Source organism: Bacteroides sp. RCH18 (genome assembly GCF_058231005.1).
This window is the reverse complement of record NZ_JBIPTC010000001.1, coordinates 838,282-857,684: the sequence shown is the minus strand read 5'-3', so window position 1 is coordinate 857,684 and position 19,403 is coordinate 838,282. Positions and strand designations below refer to the sequence as shown.

At 42.6% G+C, this 19,403-nt stretch carries 13 protein-coding genes, 6 tRNA genes and 1 pseudogene; 18 read left to right on the top strand and 2 right to left on the bottom strand.

Going from position 1 to position 19,403, the window contains the following annotated elements; genetic code table 11:
- The first annotated feature begins 182 nt into the window (after window positions 1–182).
- The 9 genes and pseudogenes from ACHLI0_RS03290 (at window position 183) to ACHLI0_RS03250 (ending at window position 13,499) form a co-directional block, all read left to right on the top strand.
- Window positions 183–500 (top strand): hypothetical protein, encoded by a 318-nt coding sequence (locus ACHLI0_RS03290; protein ID WP_129654790.1) that lies wholly within the window; start codon window positions 183–185, stop codon window positions 498–500.
- Between the two features lie 63 nt (window positions 501–563).
- On the top strand, window positions 564–1,502 hold the full coding sequence (locus tag ACHLI0_RS03285; protein WP_161800178.1) for a 6-bladed beta-propeller: 939 nt from the start codon (window positions 564–566) through the stop codon (window positions 1,500–1,502).
- A 49-nt stretch (window positions 1,503–1,551) separates the two neighbouring features.
- The gene (locus tag ACHLI0_RS03280) at window positions 1,552–1,998 is read left to right on the top strand and encodes a hypothetical protein (RefSeq protein WP_103877718.1); all 447 of its coding nucleotides are present in this window, start codon (window positions 1,552–1,554) and stop codon (window positions 1,996–1,998) included.
- A 450-nt stretch (window positions 1,999–2,448) separates the two neighbouring features.
- Window positions 2,449–2,726, top strand: a pseudogene (locus ACHLI0_RS03275) (S26 family signal peptidase); the annotation flags it as partial.
- Window positions 2,727–2,745: 19 nt separating this feature from the next.
- Entirely contained in the window at window positions 2,746–4,362 is a 1,617-nt protein-coding gene (locus tag ACHLI0_RS03270; RefSeq protein WP_490748431.1) for an O-antigen ligase family protein, read from the top strand.
- 141 nt (window positions 4,363–4,503) lie between these two features.
- Window positions 4,504–5,592, top strand: a complete 1,089-nt coding sequence (locus ACHLI0_RS03265; protein ID WP_103877721.1) for an efflux RND transporter periplasmic adaptor subunit — start codon at window positions 4,504–4,506, stop codon at window positions 5,590–5,592.
- Between the two features lie 26 nt (window positions 5,593–5,618).
- Window positions 5,619–8,726 carry an efflux RND transporter permease subunit gene (locus ACHLI0_RS03260; protein WP_490748430.1) on the top strand — a complete coding sequence of 1,036 codons (3,108 nt, stop codon included), beginning with the start codon at window positions 5,619–5,621 and terminating at the stop codon, window positions 8,724–8,726.
- Window positions 8,723–10,222 (top strand): TolC family protein, encoded by a 1,500-nt coding sequence (locus ACHLI0_RS03255; protein ID WP_008761349.1) that lies wholly within the window; start codon window positions 8,723–8,725, stop codon window positions 10,220–10,222. Before ACHLI0_RS03260 ends, ACHLI0_RS03255 begins: the two co-directional genes overlap by 4 nt.
- Window positions 10,223–10,253: 31 nt before the next feature.
- Window positions 10,254–13,499: an efflux RND transporter permease subunit gene (locus tag ACHLI0_RS03250; RefSeq protein WP_490748429.1), complete on the top strand. Its 3,246-nt coding sequence runs from the start codon at window positions 10,254–10,256 to the stop codon at window positions 13,497–13,499.
- A 90-nt stretch (window positions 13,500–13,589) separates the two neighbouring features.
- Here ACHLI0_RS03250 and ACHLI0_RS03245 read toward each other — a convergent pair whose 3' ends face one another.
- On the bottom strand, window positions 13,590–14,144 hold the full coding sequence (locus ACHLI0_RS03245; protein WP_195383355.1) for an NAD(P)H-dependent oxidoreductase: 555 nt from the start codon (window positions 14,142–14,144) through the stop codon (window positions 13,590–13,592).
- Window positions 14,145–14,320: 176 nt separating this feature from the next.
- Between ACHLI0_RS03245 and nspC the strand changes: the two genes are divergently transcribed.
- The 9 genes from nspC (at window position 14,321) to nagA (ACHLI0_RS03200) (ending at window position 18,677) form a co-directional block, all read left to right on the top strand.
- Window positions 14,321–15,460, top strand: coding sequence for a carboxynorspermidine decarboxylase (gene nspC, locus ACHLI0_RS03240; RefSeq protein WP_195383354.1), 1,140 nt, complete (start codon window positions 14,321–14,323; stop codon window positions 15,458–15,460).
- A 118-nt stretch (window positions 15,461–15,578) separates the two neighbouring features.
- Window positions 15,579–15,651 (top strand) — tRNA-Gly (locus tag ACHLI0_RS03235).
- A gap of 34 nt (window positions 15,652–15,685) precedes the next feature.
- Window positions 15,686–15,767, top strand: a tRNA-Leu gene (locus ACHLI0_RS03230).
- Window positions 15,768–15,791: 24 nt separating this feature from the next.
- Window positions 15,792–15,875: transfer RNA gene (locus tag ACHLI0_RS03225), tRNA-Leu, on the top strand.
- Window positions 15,876–15,893: 18 nt separating this feature from the next.
- Window positions 15,894–15,966 (top strand) — tRNA-Gly (locus ACHLI0_RS03220).
- A 32-nt stretch (window positions 15,967–15,998) separates the two neighbouring features.
- Window positions 15,999–16,080: transfer RNA gene (locus ACHLI0_RS03215), tRNA-Leu, on the top strand.
- 38 nt (window positions 16,081–16,118) lie between these two features.
- Window positions 16,119–16,191 (top strand) — tRNA-Gly (locus tag ACHLI0_RS03210).
- A 128-nt stretch (window positions 16,192–16,319) separates the two neighbouring features.
- Window positions 16,320–17,486, top strand: a complete 1,167-nt coding sequence (gene nagA, locus ACHLI0_RS03205; RefSeq protein ID WP_055218154.1) for an N-acetylglucosamine-6-phosphate deacetylase — start codon at window positions 16,320–16,322, stop codon at window positions 17,484–17,486.
- An 18-nt stretch (window positions 17,487–17,504) separates the two neighbouring features.
- On the top strand, window positions 17,505–18,677 hold the full coding sequence (nagA, locus tag ACHLI0_RS03200) for an N-acetylglucosamine-6-phosphate deacetylase (protein ID WP_258972906.1): 1,173 nt from the start codon (window positions 17,505–17,507) through the stop codon (window positions 18,675–18,677).
- Window positions 18,678–18,895: 218 nt separating this feature from the next.
- Here nagA (ACHLI0_RS03200) and ACHLI0_RS03195 read toward each other — a convergent pair whose 3' ends face one another.
- The gene (locus tag ACHLI0_RS03195) at window positions 18,896–19,255 is read right to left on the bottom strand and encodes a thioredoxin family protein (protein ID WP_008761355.1); all 360 of its coding nucleotides are present in this window, start codon (window positions 19,253–19,255) and stop codon (window positions 18,896–18,898) included.
- Between the last annotated feature and the right edge of the window lie 148 nt (window positions 19,256–19,403).

The following is a 19,403-nucleotide window of genomic DNA, read 5'->3' as shown; positions in this document are numbered from 1 at the left end:
TTATGGAAAATAGAATATGCTAATATTGTGTCACTCTGATGAAATGTCAGAGAGGCTTATAAGAATTTTCCTATTTTGTTGTTTTTTCAATCGTATTGATTGGATGAAAAGTTTATTGAATCCTGTTTTTTTTATTGAAAAATATGTATTTATATTATAGTTATTATTTAAAAATTAGTGTTATGAAAAAAGTAAATGTATTGCTAGCTATTTGTGTTGCTGTTTTTAGTGTGTATTCATGGGCTTATTGTAGCAAAAGCTCGACTAATTCTCTTTTTAGTTTAATGGATATAGTTAATATTGAAGCTTTGGGAACTCCTGAGACCGGAACAGCTACATGCTCTATTAGTTATGACTGTATAAATTCGTCGGGCCAAAGAGACGGTGAAGTTAAGTGTACGGGGACTGAAAAATGTCATCGAGGGATTGATAAGAGTGGCACTATCATAATAAAAGAGAAGCGATGGGTTGAATGTGACGGATTGAAGACATATTGCTAAATAAATAGAAAAATGAGGCTGATTATATTGTGTATTTGTACTCTTTTATTTGTGTTTAATATCATGAGTTGCAAAGAGGAAAGAAACTTAATGGAACTTGAATGTTCTCTATTTTCCTCTTTTAGAACTTATCCTGATTCAACTTTTTTTAAGAGTATTTCATGCTTATATTTTGAGGATGGTAAACTTTATATGTTTGATCCGTCAAGGGCTGATGTCGCTATTCTGGATATTGATAAAGATACTTTCTATACTGTTGGCAAATTTGGAGAAGGCCCTAAAGAAGTGGTATCGCCAACAGGATTTTATGTACAGAAGGATACTATTGGTATCTTAGATGCTGGTTCAATGGCTTTGAAATTTTATGATGGGAAGGGATTCATAGAATCAGTATCGGTTCCAACATGTAATGAATTTCGTTTCTTTATAGAAAATGACACTATTTATGCAACAACAATGACTGATAGTTCATGTTATGTTAAGACTGAAAGAAATTGGGACCGTATAAATAGTGGCGACATACAATTTTGTGGGGAGGTATTTTCTATAACTGAACATACAGATATGAATATATTACGTAATCAACGCCATCTAGTAAAAGGTGAAGATTGTTTGTATGCTATATGTCCAAGTTATCCTGTAATAGAAAAATATGATTTGCATGAAAATAGACTACTTGCTTCATGTGATCTCTCAGATATTAATATTATTAAAAATAATCTATCTTATATAAAGCAGAAAAATATATCTTCTAGAAGCTTTTTTACATATTTATGCGATGCTTATTGGAATAAAGATAAATTATATTTGTTGTGTGCTACTTGGGAAAAAGGGTATGAAGTAAATACTATTCTTGTTCTAGACTCGGCTTTAACCCCATCTTATGTTTGCCGTTTGCCTGGTAAAATATATAATACGATTTGTGCTAATGAAAATTATATTTATGCAATGAATTATGAGCAGTGTGCTATGGAAATATATAAGATTAATATGCCTTTTTAGTTTTTTTCTTTGTTTGTTTCCTAATTGTAATAGCAATAAAAAAAATAAAATGGTAGAGCAAAATATTTCATCTTTGTTGAATCAGGATGTTGATAGGCTGAAAGGAAGGCAAATTCTTTCTTTGGATTCTGTAGTGGGGGAGACTGAAAAGTGTGTAATTGTATATATTTTTAATTATTATGACTGTGAGACATGCATAGATAAAGGCTTTGAAATAGTAAACCTCATTGATAATAGTAAAAAAAGAGAATATGTAAAAGTAGTTGTAAGTATGTTTCATGAAGTTACGTCTACTCAAAAAAGGAATTCATATAGAGGGTTTATTTATAAAGATAAGAATGATTTAATAAGAAAAGAATTGAGGTATATACCGACTCCTGTTATGATAATTGTTGATAATAATTGTCGAATAAGAGATGCGTGTATATTCGAAATATCACAAGATAAAAAACAATTAGATGACTTTATTAAGAAATGTCTTTCTATGGATGATTAGTTTACATTCTTTTCGAAATGATGGAGGTGACTTTATGATTTATTAATATTGAATTATACTGATATAGACTCAAGAATGGCACGTTTCTTCAAAACAACGTCCCTTTGATTTTAAAGAAATGTGCCATTCTTGAGTAAACGTCAAAATATTGTATAGGAAGAGAGTTGATTTGTACAGTCGTTCTGCTTTAATAAAAAATTGAGAAATGGCATAGGGATACAAGTTACAGACCCGTCCCCTGTTCTAGTGGAAGGGACTTTAGGTATCATAAAAAAACTGATAACGAGCTTCGAACCTGCCGTTTCGATATATGGCTTTGAGGACAAATTATACAAGAGAATGATTTACCTACTCTATATTGAATTATGCCGATGTAATGTGGTACATAGTTGTGGATTACAATTATTAGCTAGAAGGAGATAATAGAGGGATTAGATTCAATTAATCTTATATTTTTTATATAGACAACTGATAGCATGGGAACAAAAGAAAAAATAGAACTAAAAGAAGGATAGGTGCTTATTGGTGATAGCCTTATTCATCAATACCGTTTTGAAAAGAACTATTATTTTGTATCTGGTGATAATATGGCGAATTCGCAGGATTCCAGATATTGGGGGATGTTGCCGGAAGAATATATTGTAGGTAAAGCTATCCGTATTTGGAACTCAAAAGAAAAATATACCGATCAGATACGTTGGGAACGGATTTTCATGAAGATCAAATAAAAATGGGAGATGATAGAAGATGTTATTACAGAATAAATATATCGTTCATTTATTAATGTTGTTTGGAGTCATTGCACTTTTAAGTGTTGTGACTGTTTCATCTTATACTATTGCGGTCGGAGATATGGCATATCAGAAGCTATATTTGGGGCATATGTCTATTGTCTTTGTGATATGTACTCTTATGTCTTTGTGCTTAGATTGTAAGAAAAATATATTTTATTTATCAGTCGTTTGGTCTCTTATTATTTTAGGTGGGGTTGAGGCTGTTTGGGGGTTAAGACAAATATATGGTTTAACTGTATCCAATCATTCATTATATGCGCTAACAGGTTCTTTCTACAATCCGGGGCCTTATTCCGGATACTTAGCAATGGTATTTCCTATTTGTTTGAGTGAATGGTTGAATCTAAAAAAGGTGAAGAAACGTACTTGGATCGAGCAAGGTAAATATTGTATGGCTTTGGGAGTCTTGCTATTAATTCTTTGTGTTTTACCGGCAGGTATGAGTCGTTCGGCATGGATGGCTGTTGCGATTTCTGGGATATGGGTATATGCTACATATCGTTCATGGGGAACTAGTTTAAGGAAGATAGGCAGAAAATATAAGAAAAGAGTATTTCCGGCTATTATTGCCGGGGGAATGGTATTGATAATAGTTGGTTATGCTCTTTTTCAATTAAAAGTAGATTCGGCTAATGGACGTCTGTTAATTTGGAAAGTGAGTGTTATGGCTATTGTGGAAAAACCTCTCCTTGGACATGGTACTGGAAACTTTGCATCGGCTTATGGAATGGCTCAGGAAAAATATTTCTCCCAAAAAGAGTTTACATCTACAGAAGAATTAGTAGCTGGAAGTCCTGAATACGCTTTTAATGAATATCTGCAAATAGCTGTAGAATATGGAGCCTTATTTCTATTGGTTGTGTTATTGATTATTGTTTTTTGCCTTTGGATAGGAATAACAGAGAAAAGACTAAGTGCATGCGCTGGTTTGATTTCTGTTTTAGTATTTGCATTTTCATCTTATCCGATGCAAATACCCGGATTTGCTATAGCATTCTATTTTTTATTGGCTGCTTGTGTAGTGGGTTCTTCACGGTTACAAATATTGTTCTTTATTATAATGATTGCTTTATTGGGAAGTTATTATTGGAAATATAATCAGTATAATGCTTGTGAAGAATGGTTTAGGTATAAAATGCACTATAATATAGGCGCATTTCGTTTAGCCAAAGAAGGGTATAAGAAAATTTATCCGGAATTGAATGATAGGGGAGCATTTTTGTTTGAATATGGACATTCTTTACATAAGTTGAAAGAATATAATAGTTCTACAGCAATTTTGAAAGAGGCAATGGCACATAGTTGCGATCCTATGATTTTGAACATAATAGGAAAGAATTATCAGGCTATAGGAAAATATGAAAAGGCTGAAGAGTATTTCATACGATCTACTCATCGGCTTCCGGGAAGAATTTATCCATATTACTTGTTGGCAAAGCTTTATGCGGAACCGGAATATCGACATCCGGAGAAATTAAAACAGGCGATTCAGATTGTATTGACGAAGGAACCAAAGGTACAATCGACTGCAATAAGGGAGATGAGAGAAGAAGTGAAACTGCTAAAATAAATGGGTGAAGAAAAAAAATGACTGTACAAACTTGATTAATAGATATTTTTGTCTAAATTTGGCAAACATGATACAAACTTACATACAATATATAAGAAATTATATGTGAGATAATTTAGAATAAACAAACCAATAAATACGATGAAAAATAATTCTACATGGATTTTATTGTGCCTTGCATGTATGATGACGCTCTCTTGTTCCGACAAGAAGAATACTGCAAATGAATCGGAGAAAGGCGTCTCCACAGTCCTTCCGGATGCAAAGAATGAAGTGGCTTTTCAGATATTGAAGAAGCGTGATTTTAATCACGAACTGGTGAGTAACGGCAAAATCAGTGCCCGTGGCAAAGCTGATCTGCGTTTTGAAACCGGTGAAGTCATCGCTCATATCTATGTGAAGAATGGCGACCGTGTACAGAAAGGGCAGAAACTAGCTGATCTGGATAAATTCCGTCTGGAACAGAAATTATCTCAGTCGGAAGATGCTTTGCTGAAAGCCGAACTGGAATTGAAAGACGTACTGATCGGGCAGGGATATTCTCCTGACGACTTTAGTAAAGTCCCTGCTGAAACAATGAAAATCGCCAAAGTAAAAAGCGGGTATGAACAGTCGAAATCCCAGTATGAACTGGCGAAAAGAGAGATGGAGCATGCTACGTTGATTGCTCCTTTTGACGGTGTGGTAGCCAATTTATTTTCAAAGCCTTATAATCCGGCAAATACTTCTGAAGCATTCTGTACTATTATTGATTCCAAAGGAATGGAAGCTGATTTCACAGTGCTGGAAAATGAACTTGCTTTTATCAGGATGGGAGATAAAGTGGTAATTACTCCTTATGCCGGAGGAGATGCGTTTGAAGGCAGTGTATCAGAGATAAATCCATTGGTGGATGCCAACGGCATGGTGAAAGTGAAAGCATTGGTAAATGCGGGAGGAAAACTGTTCAGCGGAATGAATGTAAGGGTAAGTGTCCGCCGTTCGCTGGGAGAGCGGCTGGTTATTCCGAAGAGTGCCGTTGTATTGCGTTCCGGCAAACAAGTGGTATTTACCCTGAAAGACGGCAAGGCAATGTGGAATTATGTGAATACGGGACTGGAGAATGCGACAGAATGTGTCGTCTCCGACAAGTCGCAGAAAGGTATCGAGGATGGTCTGCTGGAAGGAGATACGGTGATCGTCACCGGAAATCTGAATCTGGCGCATGAGGCGGAAGTCTATGTTAAATGAAGAATTAAGAATTAAATAATGAATCTATGATAAAATTCTTAATTCAGCGCCCTATTGCCGTATTGATGGCCTTTACCGCCTGTTTCATCATCGGGCTGGTGACATACTCTACGCTGCCTATATCGCTGCTTCCCAATATCGCTATTCCTGAGATTACGGTACAGGTGGCGTCTGCCAATACCTCTGCCCGGGAATTGGAAAACACGATTGTCAAACCTTTGCGGGGGCAGCTGATTCAGGTCTCTACCCTGAAGGATATCCATAGTGAATCGAGAGACGGGGCGGGCATTATTCGTTTGTCATTTGAATATGGAACGAATACGGACCTTGCCTTTATCGAGGTAAATGAGAAGATAGATGCCGCCATGAACTATCTTCCGAAAGAAGCGGAACGCCCGAAGGTAATCAAAGCGAGTGCAACGGATATTCCCGTATTCTATCTGAATCTGACACTGAAGAATGACAGTGCTTACGGAGCTACGGAACAGCACTCCTTCCTTGAATTGTGTGAGTTTGCCGAGTCTGTCATCAAGCGCAGGATAGAGCAGCTTGAAGAAGTTGCCATGGTGGACGTGACCGGAATTTTGGAACGGCAGGTACAAATAGTGCCCGACAAGGACAAGCTCGCCATGATGGGACTCTCCATTGGAGATATCGAATCGGCTTTATCTTCTAATAATGTGGAACCGGGCAGCATGACAGTGCGCGACGGGTATTATGAATACAATATTAAATTCTCGACATTGCTGCGTACGGCGGAGGATGTGGAAAATATCTATCTGCGTAAGGGTGACCGCATCGTACAGTTAAAAGACTTTTGCAAAGTAAGCGTCGTACCCGTAAAAGAAAAAGGAGTATCCTTGTCCAATGGAAAACGGGCGGTGAGCCTTGCCGTCATCAAACAGGCGGATGAGAACATGGATAAGATGAAGCAGGCGCTGGTAGGCACGATGACCTATTTTCAGTTAGTATACCCGGAAATCGATTTCAGCATCAGCCGTAATCAGACGGAACTGCTGGACTACACCATCTCTAATCTGCAACAGAATCTTTCCCTGGGTTTTCTCTTTATTTGTCTGGTAGCGGTTCTGTTTCTGGGAGATGTAAAGTCTCCGCTGGTCATCGGACTCAGTATGGTGGTGTCCATCGTGATCAGCTTTGTCTTTTTCTACCTTTGCAATATGTCTCTCAATATCATTTCACTTGCCGGATTGATCCTGGCATTGGGAATGATGATTGACAGTTCGATTATTGTGACCGAGAATATATCGCAATACCGTGAACGGGGATACTCCTTGCGCCGTGCCTGTGTGACGGGAACCAGTGAAGTGGTCACCCCCATGCTGAGTTCTTCTCTGACGACTATTGCCGTCTTTGCCCCGCTGATTTTTATGAGCGGTATTGCAGGCGCTATTTTCTTTGATCAGGCTTTTTCTGTCACTGTAGGACTGATGGTGTCTTATCTCACTGGTATCATGCTGCTTCCCGTACTTTATCTGCTGGTTTACCGGACAGGTGTCCGCACCCGGAAATGGAAGTGGCTTTCTTTCAATTTTAATAACCCGATCAAGGATCACACGCTGGACCGCTTCTATGATGCGGGTGTTGACTGGGTATTCCGCCATAAAACGTTCAGTGTACTGTTCTGTGTGATTTCCATCCCGCTTTGCGTATTCTTCTTTTTCTTTATAGACAAAGAACGGATGCCCGATATCGAGGAAAATGAACTGATCGCCCGGATAGAATGGAATGAGAATATCCATGTGGATGAAAACAAACGACGGGTGGATGAACTTTTCAAAGAACTGAAGGATGAAGTACTGGAGCAAACAGCCTCTATCGGCAGACAGGATTTCATTCTCAATCGGGAACGGGAACTGTCTTCTTCCGAAGCGGAACTTTATTTCCGTACGGAGACTTCCGACGCTATTGCCTCTTTGGAACAGGCGGTATATCGGAAACTGAAGGAACGTTATCCGCTCTCTGTCATTTCTTTCTCTCCGCCGGAAACGGTATTTGAGAAACTCTTTGTGACGGGTGAACCGGATGTGGTGGCGGAATTTTACACCCGTAATAAAGCGGAAGCCCCCAAAGCGGAAGCAATCCGTAGCGTTGAACAGGAACTGGGACGAAAAACCGGAATCAATCCGACAGGTATCGCCTTCGAAAACCAGTTGAATCTGAGTATCAGCAAAGAGAAACTCTTGCTCTACCGTGTTTCCTACAACGAACTGTATCGGGTACTGAAAACGGCTTTCCGGGAAAACAGTGTGACGATGCTGCACTCTTATCAGCAGTATTTGCCGATCAACATTGCCGGGGATGAAAAGACTGTGAACGAGGTGTTGCAGGAAACACTGGTGCAGACGCAACCGGATAACTCCGGGAATGTCGACTTTATCCCGCTTCGGGAATTGATCAACGTAGCTCCCGCCGAAGACTTGAAAAGTATTACTTCCGGACGTAACGGCGAGTATGTCCCGTTCGACTTTTACGGCGTGCAGGATGCGAACCGGCTGATGCGTGAAGTGAAACAGGTGGCGGAGGAAACAGGGGACTGGGATACGGGCTTCTCCGGCAGTATCTTCTCCAACAAGGAGATGCTGGATGAACTGGTCGTGATCCTGTTGATCTCACTGCTGCTGATGTATTTCATTCTTGCCGCACAGTTCGAGAGTTTTCTGCAGCCGTTGCTGGTACTGGCGGAAATCCCGATTGATGTGGCATTTGCCTTACTATTGCTTTGGATATGCGGGCATACGCTGAATCTGATGTCTGCCATCGGTCTGATTGTGACCTGTGGTATTGTAATCAATGACTCTATCCTGAAACTGGATGCTATCAATGAACTGCGCAAGGCAGGCGTTCCTTTGCTGGAAGCTATTCACGAAGCAGGCCGCAGGCGTCTGCGGCCGATTATCATGACTTCGCTGACGACCATCTTTGCCATGGTGCCGTTGCTGTTCTCCTCGGATATGGGATCGGAACTGCAAAAGCCGTTGTCTATCGCCATGATAGGCACGATGTCCATCGGTACGGCGGTCAGCCTCTTTATCATACCGCTGCTTTACTGGTTTATCTATCGGGGAAAAAGCGGGAATCACAAACCAAATGAAAAACATGTTGAATTATGAAGAAATCATCCGTTCTTTTTGTATTGATGGCAGCATCGGGGATCTGTTTCTCTTCAGTATATGCCCAGAAACGTCTGGTGCTGGACTTGAACCAGACCATCGCTTTAGCTAACGACAGCTCGCTGGAGTCATTCCGCACACAAAATATGTACCTGTCCGGTTATTGGGAATACCGGACGTACCGGGCAAACCGTTTGCCGAGTCTGACAATGGACCTTACCCCGGCACAATATAACCGGGATATCACGAAACGTTATGATTCGGGACAGGACCTGGATGTCTACCGTACGCAACAGTCATATTATGCCTATGGAGGATTAAGTGTCCGTCAAAATCTGGACCTGACCGGAGGTACGTTCTATCTGGAGTCGAACCTTGCCTATATGCGTAATTTCGGGGATAATAGTGCGACGCAGTTTACCAGCGTCCCGATACGGCTCGGTTATTCGCAGAGCCTGGTCGGGTATAATCCTTTCAAATGGGACCGGAAGATCGAACCGCTGAAATACGAGCGTGTGAAAAAGGAATTTCTTTATAATGTGGAAAAGGTTTCGGAAACGGCGACGAATTATTTCTTTTCGCTGGCGATGGCGCAGGCGGAATACAAACTGGCAAAGGAAAACCTCGCATCTACGGATACTTTGTACCGCATCGGACAGCAACGGCACCGGATCGCCGCTATTTCACAGGCGGACCTGTTGACTTTAAAGCTGGATAAAGTGAATGCACAGAATACATTGCAGAATAGGGCAAGCGCCTTGAAACGGGCAATGTTCTCACTGGCATCTTTTCTGAATCTGGATAAGAATACCCAGATCGAACTGGAGCTTCCTTCACGCCCAAGTATGATGGAGATTCCGGTGGATGAGGCTTTGAGATGGGGAAGGAGCAATAATCCGCAGTTGCTGGAACTGAAGCAGAATGTACTGGAAGCGGAGCGGAATGTGGACAGAACAAAGAAGGAATCCCGTTTCAATGCCAGCGTGAATGCCAGTATCGGTTTCAACCAGGTGGCGGAAAACTTCGGAGATGTGTATCATAAACCGATGCAGCAGGACTTGGTAGCGGTCAGCGTATCGATTCCGCTGCTGGACTGGGGCGTTCGTAAGGGCAAATACAACATGGCACGGAATAATCTGAATGTAGTGAAGATTTCGGCACGTCAGGATGAGATCAGTATTGAGGAGGAAGTCATCATGACGGTGAGTGATTTTAATATCCAGCAGCAGTTGATTGCCAGTGCGGAAGAAGCGCTGGACCTGGCGATACTGGCTTATAATGAGACAAGGCAACGTTTTATTATCGGTAAAGCGGATATTAATAGTCTGACGCTTTCGCTCAACAGGCAGCAGGAGGCGCAGCGCAACTACATTTCTGCCTTGCAGAACTACTGGCTGAATTATTATAAAATACGTCGTCTGACTTTATTCGATTTTGCTACGAAGCTTTCTCTTTCGGATCGTTTCGACTTTAATGGAGGAAGACTGATTAGATAGTAATTTCTTTTGGGATATAGACAAATGAATCATGCAAGATATAGGTTCTGAAATTAAAAAGTCATCAAAGGCTTCCGCTTTTACGCTCATTGTCGCTTTTATCAGCGTGGCGTTGGTCGGGCTGGCACTTGTTCCGTTGCTGCCGGTGAAGCTGAATCCGTCACGGACCTTACCCGGATTTTCTGTGTGGTTCGGCATGGGAGGGACTTCGGCGCGTGTCGTGGAGATGACGGCTACCAGCAAACTGGAGGCGATGCTTGCCCGTGTCAAGGGAATACAAAGCATATCTTCGACTTCCGGCAATGGCTGGGGAAGTATAAATGTGAGTCTGGACAAGCATGCAGATGCGGCTGTCGCACGTTTTGAGGCTTCGACCATCATTCGTCAGACTTGGCCGGAATTGCCGGCGGGAGTTAGTTACCCGTACATTCAGATGGCAAGTCCGGAGCAGAAAAGTCAGGGACCTTTTATCGCATTCACGATTAATGCGCCTGCCACTCCCAGTCTGATTCAGAAGTATGCGGAGGAACATATAAAGACACGCCTTGCGCAGCTTCCGGGAATCTATAAGATAAACGTCAGCGGAGCCACACCGATGGAATGGCGTCTGGAGTATGATTATGAGCAGTTGCGTGCGTTGGGGGTGAGTACGGATGAAATTAGTCAGGCAGTCGGTCTGCATTATCAGAAAGAGTTTCTGGGGACTTATGATGTGGAACAGGCGGCTTCGGGCAAGGAGTGGATTCGGTTGGTGCTGATGCCCGAACATGATAACCGGGAGTTTGACGCCGGGCAGATACAGGTGAAAGTGAAGGATGGGAGAATCATCCGCTTGGACGAACTGGTGAAGGTCGTCCGTATGGAAGAGCAGCCTCAGAGTTATTACCGGATCAATGGGTTGAATTCGATTTATCTGTCTGTTGTCGCTGAAGAGGCAGCTAATCAGCTGGAACTGAGCAAAAAAGTACAGGCGTGTATGGATGACATCAGGCTGTCGCTTCCGGCGGGATATGAGATTCATACCAGTTATGATACTACAGAGTTTATACATGACGAGCTGAACAAGATTTATTTGCGTACGGGAGTGACGGTGGCTATCCTGCTCTTGTTTGTACTGCTGATTACTTTCAGCCCCAAATATCTGTTTTTGATTGTCACCAGTCTGACCGTGAATATGGCAATAGCCGTTATCTTTTATTATGTCTTCGGACTGGAAATGCAGTTATATTCTTTGGCGGGTATCACGGTTTCACTGAACCTGGTGATTGATAATACGATTGTGATGAGTGATCATTATCTTCGATGTAAAAACCGGAAGGCGTTCATGTCTGTATTGGCGGCTACACTGACAACAATGGGAGCGTTGGTCATCATCTTCTTTCTGGACGAGAGGATTCGTCTGAATCTGCAGGATTTTGCCGCAGTGGTGATGATTAATCTGGGAGTTTCATTATTGGTTGCTCTGTTCTTTGTACCTTCTTTGATTGACAAAATCGGGTTGAAACGACGCAGGAAGTCTTCTCTGACCGGAGTGAAGAGAAAATGGAAAATGGGGAATACCCGTTTCTTAGGATGGCTGCGTTCGAAGATGCGAAGGGGGCCGGTCTATTTCAGTCATTTCTACAGGTGGCTGATACAGAGGCTTTGCCGCTGGAGAGTAGCGGTTTGTCTGTTGCTGTTGCTGGCATTCGGATTACCGGTCTTTCTGTTGCCGGAAAAGATGGATGGGGATGGCAAATGGGCAGAGATTTATAATAAGACACTGGGGACTCCTACCTATAAGGAAAAGGTGAAACCGATAGTGGATAAAGCGTTGGGAGGAAGTCTGAGGCTGTTTGTGCAAAAGGTGTATGAAGGGAGCTACTTTACCCGGAATGAGGAGGTGGTGCTTTATGCCAACGCCAATTTACCGAACGGCAGTACGCTTGAACAGATGAATACACTGATCAAGCGAATGGAAACTTATCTGAGCGAGTTCAAGGAGATCAAGCAGTTTCAGACATCGGTAGAAAGCGCCCGCAGGGCATCTATCAGCATTCGTTTCACAAAGGAAAATCAGAAAAGCGGGTTCCCATATACGCTGAAAGCTAACATGATCAGTAAAGCTCTCCAGTTGGGGGGAGGAGATTGGAGTATTTATGGATTACAGGATCAGGGATTCAGTAATAGTGTACGCGAGAATGCGGGATCATTCCGGGTGAAAATGTACGGATATAATTATGATGAACTTTATAGCTGGGCTACAAAACTGAAAGAGGTCTTATTGTCTCATCGCCGTATCAGGGAAGTTACGGTCGGTTCCAATTTCTCGTGGTGGAAGGATGATTATCAGGAGTTTTATTTTGAGCTGGATAAACAACGGATGATCGGAGCGGGGATCGGAGCCGGAGAACTGTTTGCTGCTATTCGTCCCATATATGGGCGGAATCAGGAAATCGGTTCCGTTGTTACCGAAGATGGAACGGAAAAAATCAAACTCTCTTCCCGCCAGTCGGATCAGCGGGATATATGGGCCATGCAGTATTATCCTTTCCGTGTAGGCGATAAAGAGTATAAACTGGCGGAACTGGCTAAGGTAGAGAAGGGACAGATGCCGCAGGAAGTGGCGAAGGAGAATCAACAATACCGCTTATGCCTGCAATATGAGTATATCGGTGCGTCGGAACAGGGAAATAAGTTGCTGAAAAAAGACCTGGAAGAGTTTAATGAACTTCTCCCGATGGGATATAAGGCGGAAGCGGAAAGTAATAACTGGTCATGGGGTGGAGGTGCCAACAAACAGTATCGCTTGCTCCTGATTGTGATTGCTATCATTTTCTTTATTACAAGCATTCTGTTCAATTCGTTGAAACAGCCGTTAGCGATCATCTTTGTCATTCCGATCTCTTATATCGGTGTGTTTCTGACGTTCTACTGGTTCAAGTTGAACTTTGACCAAGGTGGTTTCGCTTCGTTCATTCTGCTCTGCGGTATCACAGTGAATGCCAGTATTTATATTTTAAATGAGTACAATGCGATTCGAAAACGCTTTCCCTGCCTTTCTCCTCTTCGTGCTTACGTGAAGGCATGGAATACGAAAGTGATTCCCATTTTTCTGACGGTTGTTTCTACCATCCTTGGCTTTATCCCCTTTATGGTGGGAGCAGAGAAAGAAGGTTTCTGGTTTCCTTTGGCTGCAGGTACTATCGGTGGACTGGTGATGTCTGTGATCGGCGTGTTTATTTTCTTGCCGGTACTGACTTTGAATAAAAAGAAGATGATGGGGAAGAATCCTTGAAGAAATAAATTAGCTATTAGCATATTTCGATTAGCTAATAGCTAATTTGTTTTTGCTAATAGCTAATCGAAATAAGGTATAGGAGATAATTTACCAGTTATTTCCTGCATTGCTGCTGCCGATCAGCATCTCTACCCGTTGCTTATACAAGTTAGCTCCCTCAGCGATGTTCTTTCCCGCATCTGCGGTTCCCATTCCGTAAACAACAATAGGCGTTTGCCACGACATCCCCGAATGAATGGCACTAACCTGATAAGGACGTAAAAGCTCATCCACTGTGAAGCGGTTTCTGCCTCCGCTGCGGTATGCTTCATATTCGGAACCTGTGGTGGTTACTACTGTCAATGGTTTCCCGGCTACTGCAGGAGTCTTGGAAAGAAAGGTGAATACCTCGTCCTGCCATTTTTTGAGCAATGACGGCGCAGCCATCCAATGAAAGGGAAATTGATAAATGAGGGCGGAAGCATCGGAAATGATTTTGCTCCATTCGTCAACATCAAAAGAAGCGCCTTGCTGGTCGTAAAGATTGAATACTGCTACGCCTTCAATATCATTCACAGCATCAATCAGTGCTTTGTTTGCTTGTGATTCCTTCATGTTGGGATGCGCCAGGAGAATCACCACTTTTCTTAAATCTTTATTCATAATCAATCGGGTATTTAGGATGAAACAACTACATCTATAATATAAAGGTCTAAAAATAAGAAAAAGTTTTCGAAACTCAATATCTTAATTAAAAATAAAAGAATCTCTCTTTGCTTTTGAATTTGTATTTTTGCAGGCACGTCCGTAAGGCGTTACTTTAGATAATAAATTTATATATGATAGATTTCACCCAATTTCCTTCTCCTTGCTATATCATGGAGGAAGAACTCTTGCGAAAGAACCTGTGTCTGATAAAAAGCGTAGCCGACAGGGCAGGAGTGGAGATTATTCTCGCCTTCAAGTCATTCGCCATGTGGCGTTCATTCCCGATATTCCGCGAATACGTGGATCATTCCACAGCAAGTTCCGTGTATGAAGCACGTCTGGCATTGGAAGAATTTGGAAGTAAAGCCCATACTTATTCGCCTGCGTATACGGAACAGGATTTTCCGGAAATCATGCGTTGCAGTAGTCATATCACTTTTAATTCAATGGCACAGTTCCGTCGTTTCTATCCGATGACAGTAGCCGAAGGAAGCGGAATCTCCTGCGGTATCCGTGTGAATCCCGAATATTCGGAAGTAGAGACTGAACTTTATAATCCGTGCGCCCCCGGTACCCGCTTCGGAATGACCGCCGATTTATTGCCCGATACCTTGCCCAAAGGAATCGAAGGTTTCCATTGTCATTGTCACTGCGAATCTTCTTCTTTCGAGCTGGAACGTACTTTGCAGCATCTGGAAGAGAAATTCTCCCGCTGGTTCCCGCAAATTAAATGGCTGAATCTGGGAGGCGGGCATCTGATGACCCGAAAGGATTATGATACGGAACATCTGATTAAATTATTGCAAGACCTGAAAGCACGATATCCTCATTTGCAGATCATCCTTGAACCCGGTTCTGCTTTTACATGGCAGACAGGAGTCCTGACTTCGGAAGTGGTAGATATCGTTGAGAGTCGCGGTATCAGGACGGCTATTCTGAATGTGAGTTTCACCTGCCACATGCCCGATTGTCTGGAAATGCCTTATCAGCCTGCCGTTCGTGGTGCGGAGATGGGGAATGAAGGAGAATTTATTTATCGTTTGGGAGGTAATTCTTGTTTGAGTGGTGATTATATGGGAGTATGGAGTTTCGATCATGAGTTGCAGATCGGAGAGCGGATTGTGTTCGAAGATATGATTCACTATACCATGGTCAAGACAAATATGTTTAACGGAATCCATCATCCCGCCATCGCTTTGTGGACAAAAGAAGGGAAAGCGGAAATATACAAGCAATTTTCTTACGAAGACTATCGGGACCGAATGAGTTGATAATCAAAACAATTGTTTGTTTGCGGAAACAAAGTGTGCAGATTCTTGTGAAAAAAATATGCAGAATGTTTGCAGAATTACGGAAAATCCCTACCTTTGCAACCGCAAACGAAAAAATGCGGAAATAGCTCAGTTGGTAGAGCATAACCTTGCCAAGGTTAGGGTCGCGAGTTCGAGTCTCGTTTTCCGCTCATGTTTCTTTGAAATGTTGGAAATATAATCTTTGCCCAGGTGGCGGAATTGGTAGACGCGCACGTTTCAGGTGCGTGTGTCGAGAGGCATGCAGGTTCGAGTCCTGTTCTGGGCACAAAGATTTTAACTTTAAAATTCTGGAGAGGTGGCGGAATTGGTAGACGCGCTACTTTGAGGGGGTAGTGACAGTTATGTCGTGGGAGTTCGAGTCTCCTTCTCTTCACAGTCATTAAAGTTATTTGCGGAAATAGCTCAGTTGGTAGAGCATAACCTTGCCAAGGTTAGGGTCGCGAGTTCGAGTCTCGTTTTCCGCTCATGTTTCTTTGAAATGTTGGAACTAAATTTTGCCCAGGTGGCGGAATTGGTAGACGCGCACGTTTCAGGTGCGTGTGTCGAGAGGCATGCAGGTTCGAGTCCTGTTCTGGGCACAAGAAATTCAGGTTTCTGAATGGAGAAAATTTAGTTTGCGGAAATAGCTCAGTTGGTAGAGCATAACCTTGCCAAGGTTAGGGTCGCGAGTTCGAGTCTCGTTTTCCGCTCAAAGTAGTGAGGTTGTCAGTCGATAAGATTGGCAACCTCTTTTTGTAATTACAAAAGTCGGTGTACTTCCCCCAAAAAGAGTGTCATCGACTTACACAGACCTATAATTAATTTAAGAACTTGTGATATGTTAACACAAATCATTAATGCGCGCATCCTCACCCCTCAGGGCTGGTTGAAGGATGGGTCCGTACTTATTCGTGATCATAAAATTCTGGAAGTGACTAACTGCGACCTGGCGGTTATCGGAGCAAAACTGATTGATGCCAAGGGCATGTATATCGTTCCGGGAGGAGTAGAAATTCATGTTCATGGCGGTGGTGGAAGAGACTTTATGGAGGGGACGGAAGATGCTTTCCGGACAGCGATTAAAGCTCACATGCAACACGGAACTACCAGTATTTTCCCCACACTTTCTTCTTCTACTATTCCTATGATCCGTGCAGCCGCAGAGACAACCGAAAAGATGATGGCAGAGCCGGACAGTCCCGTACTCGGACTGCATCTGGAAGGACATTACTTCAATATGGAGATGGCAGGCGGACAGATTCCGGAGAATATCAAAAATCCTGATCCGGAAGAATATATCCCTTTGCTGGAAGAAACCCGTTGCATCAAACGTTGGGATGCGGCACCGGAACTTCCGGGTGCCATGCAGTTCGGAAAGTATATCACCGCAAAAGGCGTATTGGCATCTGTAGGACATACGCAGGCTGAATTTGAAGATATCCAGACTGCTTATGAGGCAGGATATACGCATGCTACCCATTTCTACAATGCCATGCCCGGATTTCACAAACGGAAGGAATATAAGTATGAAGGTACGGTAGAAAGTATTTATTTGATTGATGATATGACAGTGGAAGTCGTGGCCGATGGCATTCATGTGCCTCCTACCATTCTTCGTCTGGTCTATAAGATAAAAGGAGTGGAGCGTACGTGCCTGATCACTGATGCGCTGGCTTGTGCGGCAAGTGACAGTAAGACTGCTTTTGATCCGCGTGTCATTATCGAAGACGGTGTGTGCAAACTGGCAGACCGCTCTGCATTGGCAGGAAGTGTGGCGACGATGGACCGTCTGATCCGTACGATGGTGCAGAATGCTGAAATTCCTTTGGCGGATGCTGTGAGGATGGCTTCCGAGACTCCGGCCCGTATTATGGGAGTGCTCGATCGTAAAGGTACATTGGAACGTGGTAAGGACGCGGATATGATTGCTTTGGATAGAGATCTGAATGTAAGAGCGGTCTGGGCGATGGGACAATTAGTAGAAGGCACGAACAAGTTATTTTAACGACTAAAAAAGAAAACGATGTTAACTCAGATAATCAACGGAAGAATACTAACTCCGCAAGGCTGGCTGAAAGACGGCTCTGTATTGATTTGTGATGGAAAAATATTAGAGGTAACCAACAGTGATCTGGCAGTTATCGGTGCAACAGTGATTGATGCGAGAGGAATGACGATCGTACCGGGATTTGTCAGCATGCATGCACATGGTGGCGGCGGGCATGATTTTACCGAAGCAACGGAGGAGGCTTTCCGTATCGCAGCAACTGCTCATTTGAAGCATGGAGCTACCGGCATATTTCCTACTTTGTCATCTACTTCGTTTGAGAGGATATATCAGGCGGTCGATGTTTGCGAGAAGCTGATGAAGGAACCGGAGTCTCCGATTCTAGGTCTGCATATCGAAGGGCCTTATCTGAATCCGAAGATGGCAGGAAGCCAGTATGACGGTTTTCTGAAAACTCCCGACGCGAATGAATATGTGCCGCTGTTGGAGCATACTTCCTGCATCAAGCGCTGGGATATCAGTCCCGAATTGCATGGAGCGCATGATTTTGCAAAATACACTCGTTCCAAGGGGATCATGACTGCCGTTACCCATACGGAAGCTGAATATGATGAGATTAAGGCGGCGTATGCGGTAGGATTCTCGCATGCTGCTCATTTCTATAATGCGATGCCCGGTTTTCACAAACGTCGCGAATATAAATATGAAGGTACGGTAGAGAGTGTATATCTGACAGATGGAATGACGGTAGAAGTTATTGCAGATGGTATCCACTTGCCTGCTACTATTCTGAAACTGGTTTATAAACTGAAAGGAGTAGAGAATACCTGTCTGGTGACTGATGCGTTGGCTTATGCTGCCAATGAAGGGAACGAGCCGATTGATCCGCGTTATATTATTGAGGACGGAGTATGTAAGATGGCGGATCATTCTGCATTAGCCGGTAGTTTGGCGACTATGGATGTGTTGGTTCGTACGATGGTGAAGAAGGCAAGTATTCCTTTGGAAGATGCCGTGCGTATGGCTTCCGAAACTCCTGCCCGTCTGATTGGTGTGAGCGATCGGAAAGGGGCATTGTCTAAAGGTAAAGATGCTGATATTGTGATACTTGATAAGGAATTAAATGTACGGTGTGTCTGGTCGATGGGAAAAGTTGTTCCGGGGACGGATAGGTTGCTGCATAAATGATAAGTGCTATCTGTTTAATGACATTTTAATTATAGGACATCGCATGGAATTGAAATATCATACCTTCTAGCTGTTCCATGGCTTTATTCTGTATTAATTGTACCTGATGTCCTATTTTAAAATAGAAAGTCCGAACCTTTAAATTGCAAAAAAGCAATTGGGATTCGGACTTTTTCAGTAAGAAAAGTAGTTATGTGAGTGCTCTATATTCTATTTTATCATGAAAATAGAGTCGTTTCTATAAGCTCTTTCAATTGAACCTTATTCATTGTACCGAGTTTCATTATCGGTTTGCCATTCACTGGGCAAAGCAAAAGGTTGGGAATTGTCCGAATCTTGAATGCACTTTCCAGTTCCTCTTCCTGATCGACGTCTACTTTATAAATATCCAGTCTCCCTTTATATTCTTCTGCTAATTGGTCCAATATGGGTGATAATGCCTTGCAATAACCACACCATGGAGCATGAAAATCGACTAAACAAGGTTTATCCCCTTTATATTCCCAATTATCCGGATAAGATTGATAATCAGCAACTTTCTCAACAAAACTTTCTTTGGTTAAATCTATAATTTTCATATTTCCTGTTTTTAATGATTCATTATTTATTTCTACTTTGCAAAGATAGGGGTATGGTAGAGAAAGAGGGATAGCCATTCTTCCTGTTGTGTTTACAATTTTTCCTTTCCTTAGATATTTTCTAATCAAATTCTAATCTGAAATGAGA

Coding starts and splice junctions, on each gene's coding strand:
- ACHLI0_RS03290 (WP_129654790.1), top strand. CDS start 183: ATGAAAAAAGTAAATGTATTGCTAGCTATTTGTGTTGCTGTTTTTAGT.
- ACHLI0_RS03285 (WP_161800178.1), top strand. CDS start 564: ATGAGTTGCAAAGAGGAAAGAAACTTAATGGAACTTGAATGTTCTCTA.
- ACHLI0_RS03280 (WP_103877718.1), top strand. CDS start 1,552: ATGGTAGAGCAAAATATTTCATCTTTGTTGAATCAGGATGTTGATAGG.
- ACHLI0_RS03270 (WP_490748431.1), top strand. CDS start 2,746: ATGTTATTACAGAATAAATATATCGTTCATTTATTAATGTTGTTTGGA.
- ACHLI0_RS03265 (WP_103877721.1), top strand. CDS start 4,504: ATGAAAAATAATTCTACATGGATTTTATTGTGCCTTGCATGTATGATG.
- ACHLI0_RS03260 (WP_490748430.1), top strand. CDS start 5,619: ATGATAAAATTCTTAATTCAGCGCCCTATTGCCGTATTGATGGCCTTT.
- ACHLI0_RS03255 (WP_008761349.1), top strand. CDS start 8,723: ATGAAGAAATCATCCGTTCTTTTTGTATTGATGGCAGCATCGGGGATC.
- ACHLI0_RS03250 (WP_490748429.1), top strand. CDS start 10,254: ATGCAAGATATAGGTTCTGAAATTAAAAAGTCATCAAAGGCTTCCGCT.
- ACHLI0_RS03245 (WP_195383355.1), bottom strand. CDS start 14,144: ATGAATAAAGATTTAAGAAAAGTGGTGATTCTCCTGGCGCATCCCAAC.
- nspC (WP_195383354.1), top strand. CDS start 14,321: ATGATAGATTTCACCCAATTTCCTTCTCCTTGCTATATCATGGAGGAA.
- nagA (WP_055218154.1), top strand. CDS start 16,320: ATGTTAACACAAATCATTAATGCGCGCATCCTCACCCCTCAGGGCTGG.
- nagA (WP_258972906.1), top strand. CDS start 17,505: ATGTTAACTCAGATAATCAACGGAAGAATACTAACTCCGCAAGGCTGG.
- ACHLI0_RS03195 (WP_008761355.1), bottom strand. CDS start 19,255: ATGAAAATTATAGATTTAACCAAAGAAAGTTTTGTTGAGAAAGTTGCT.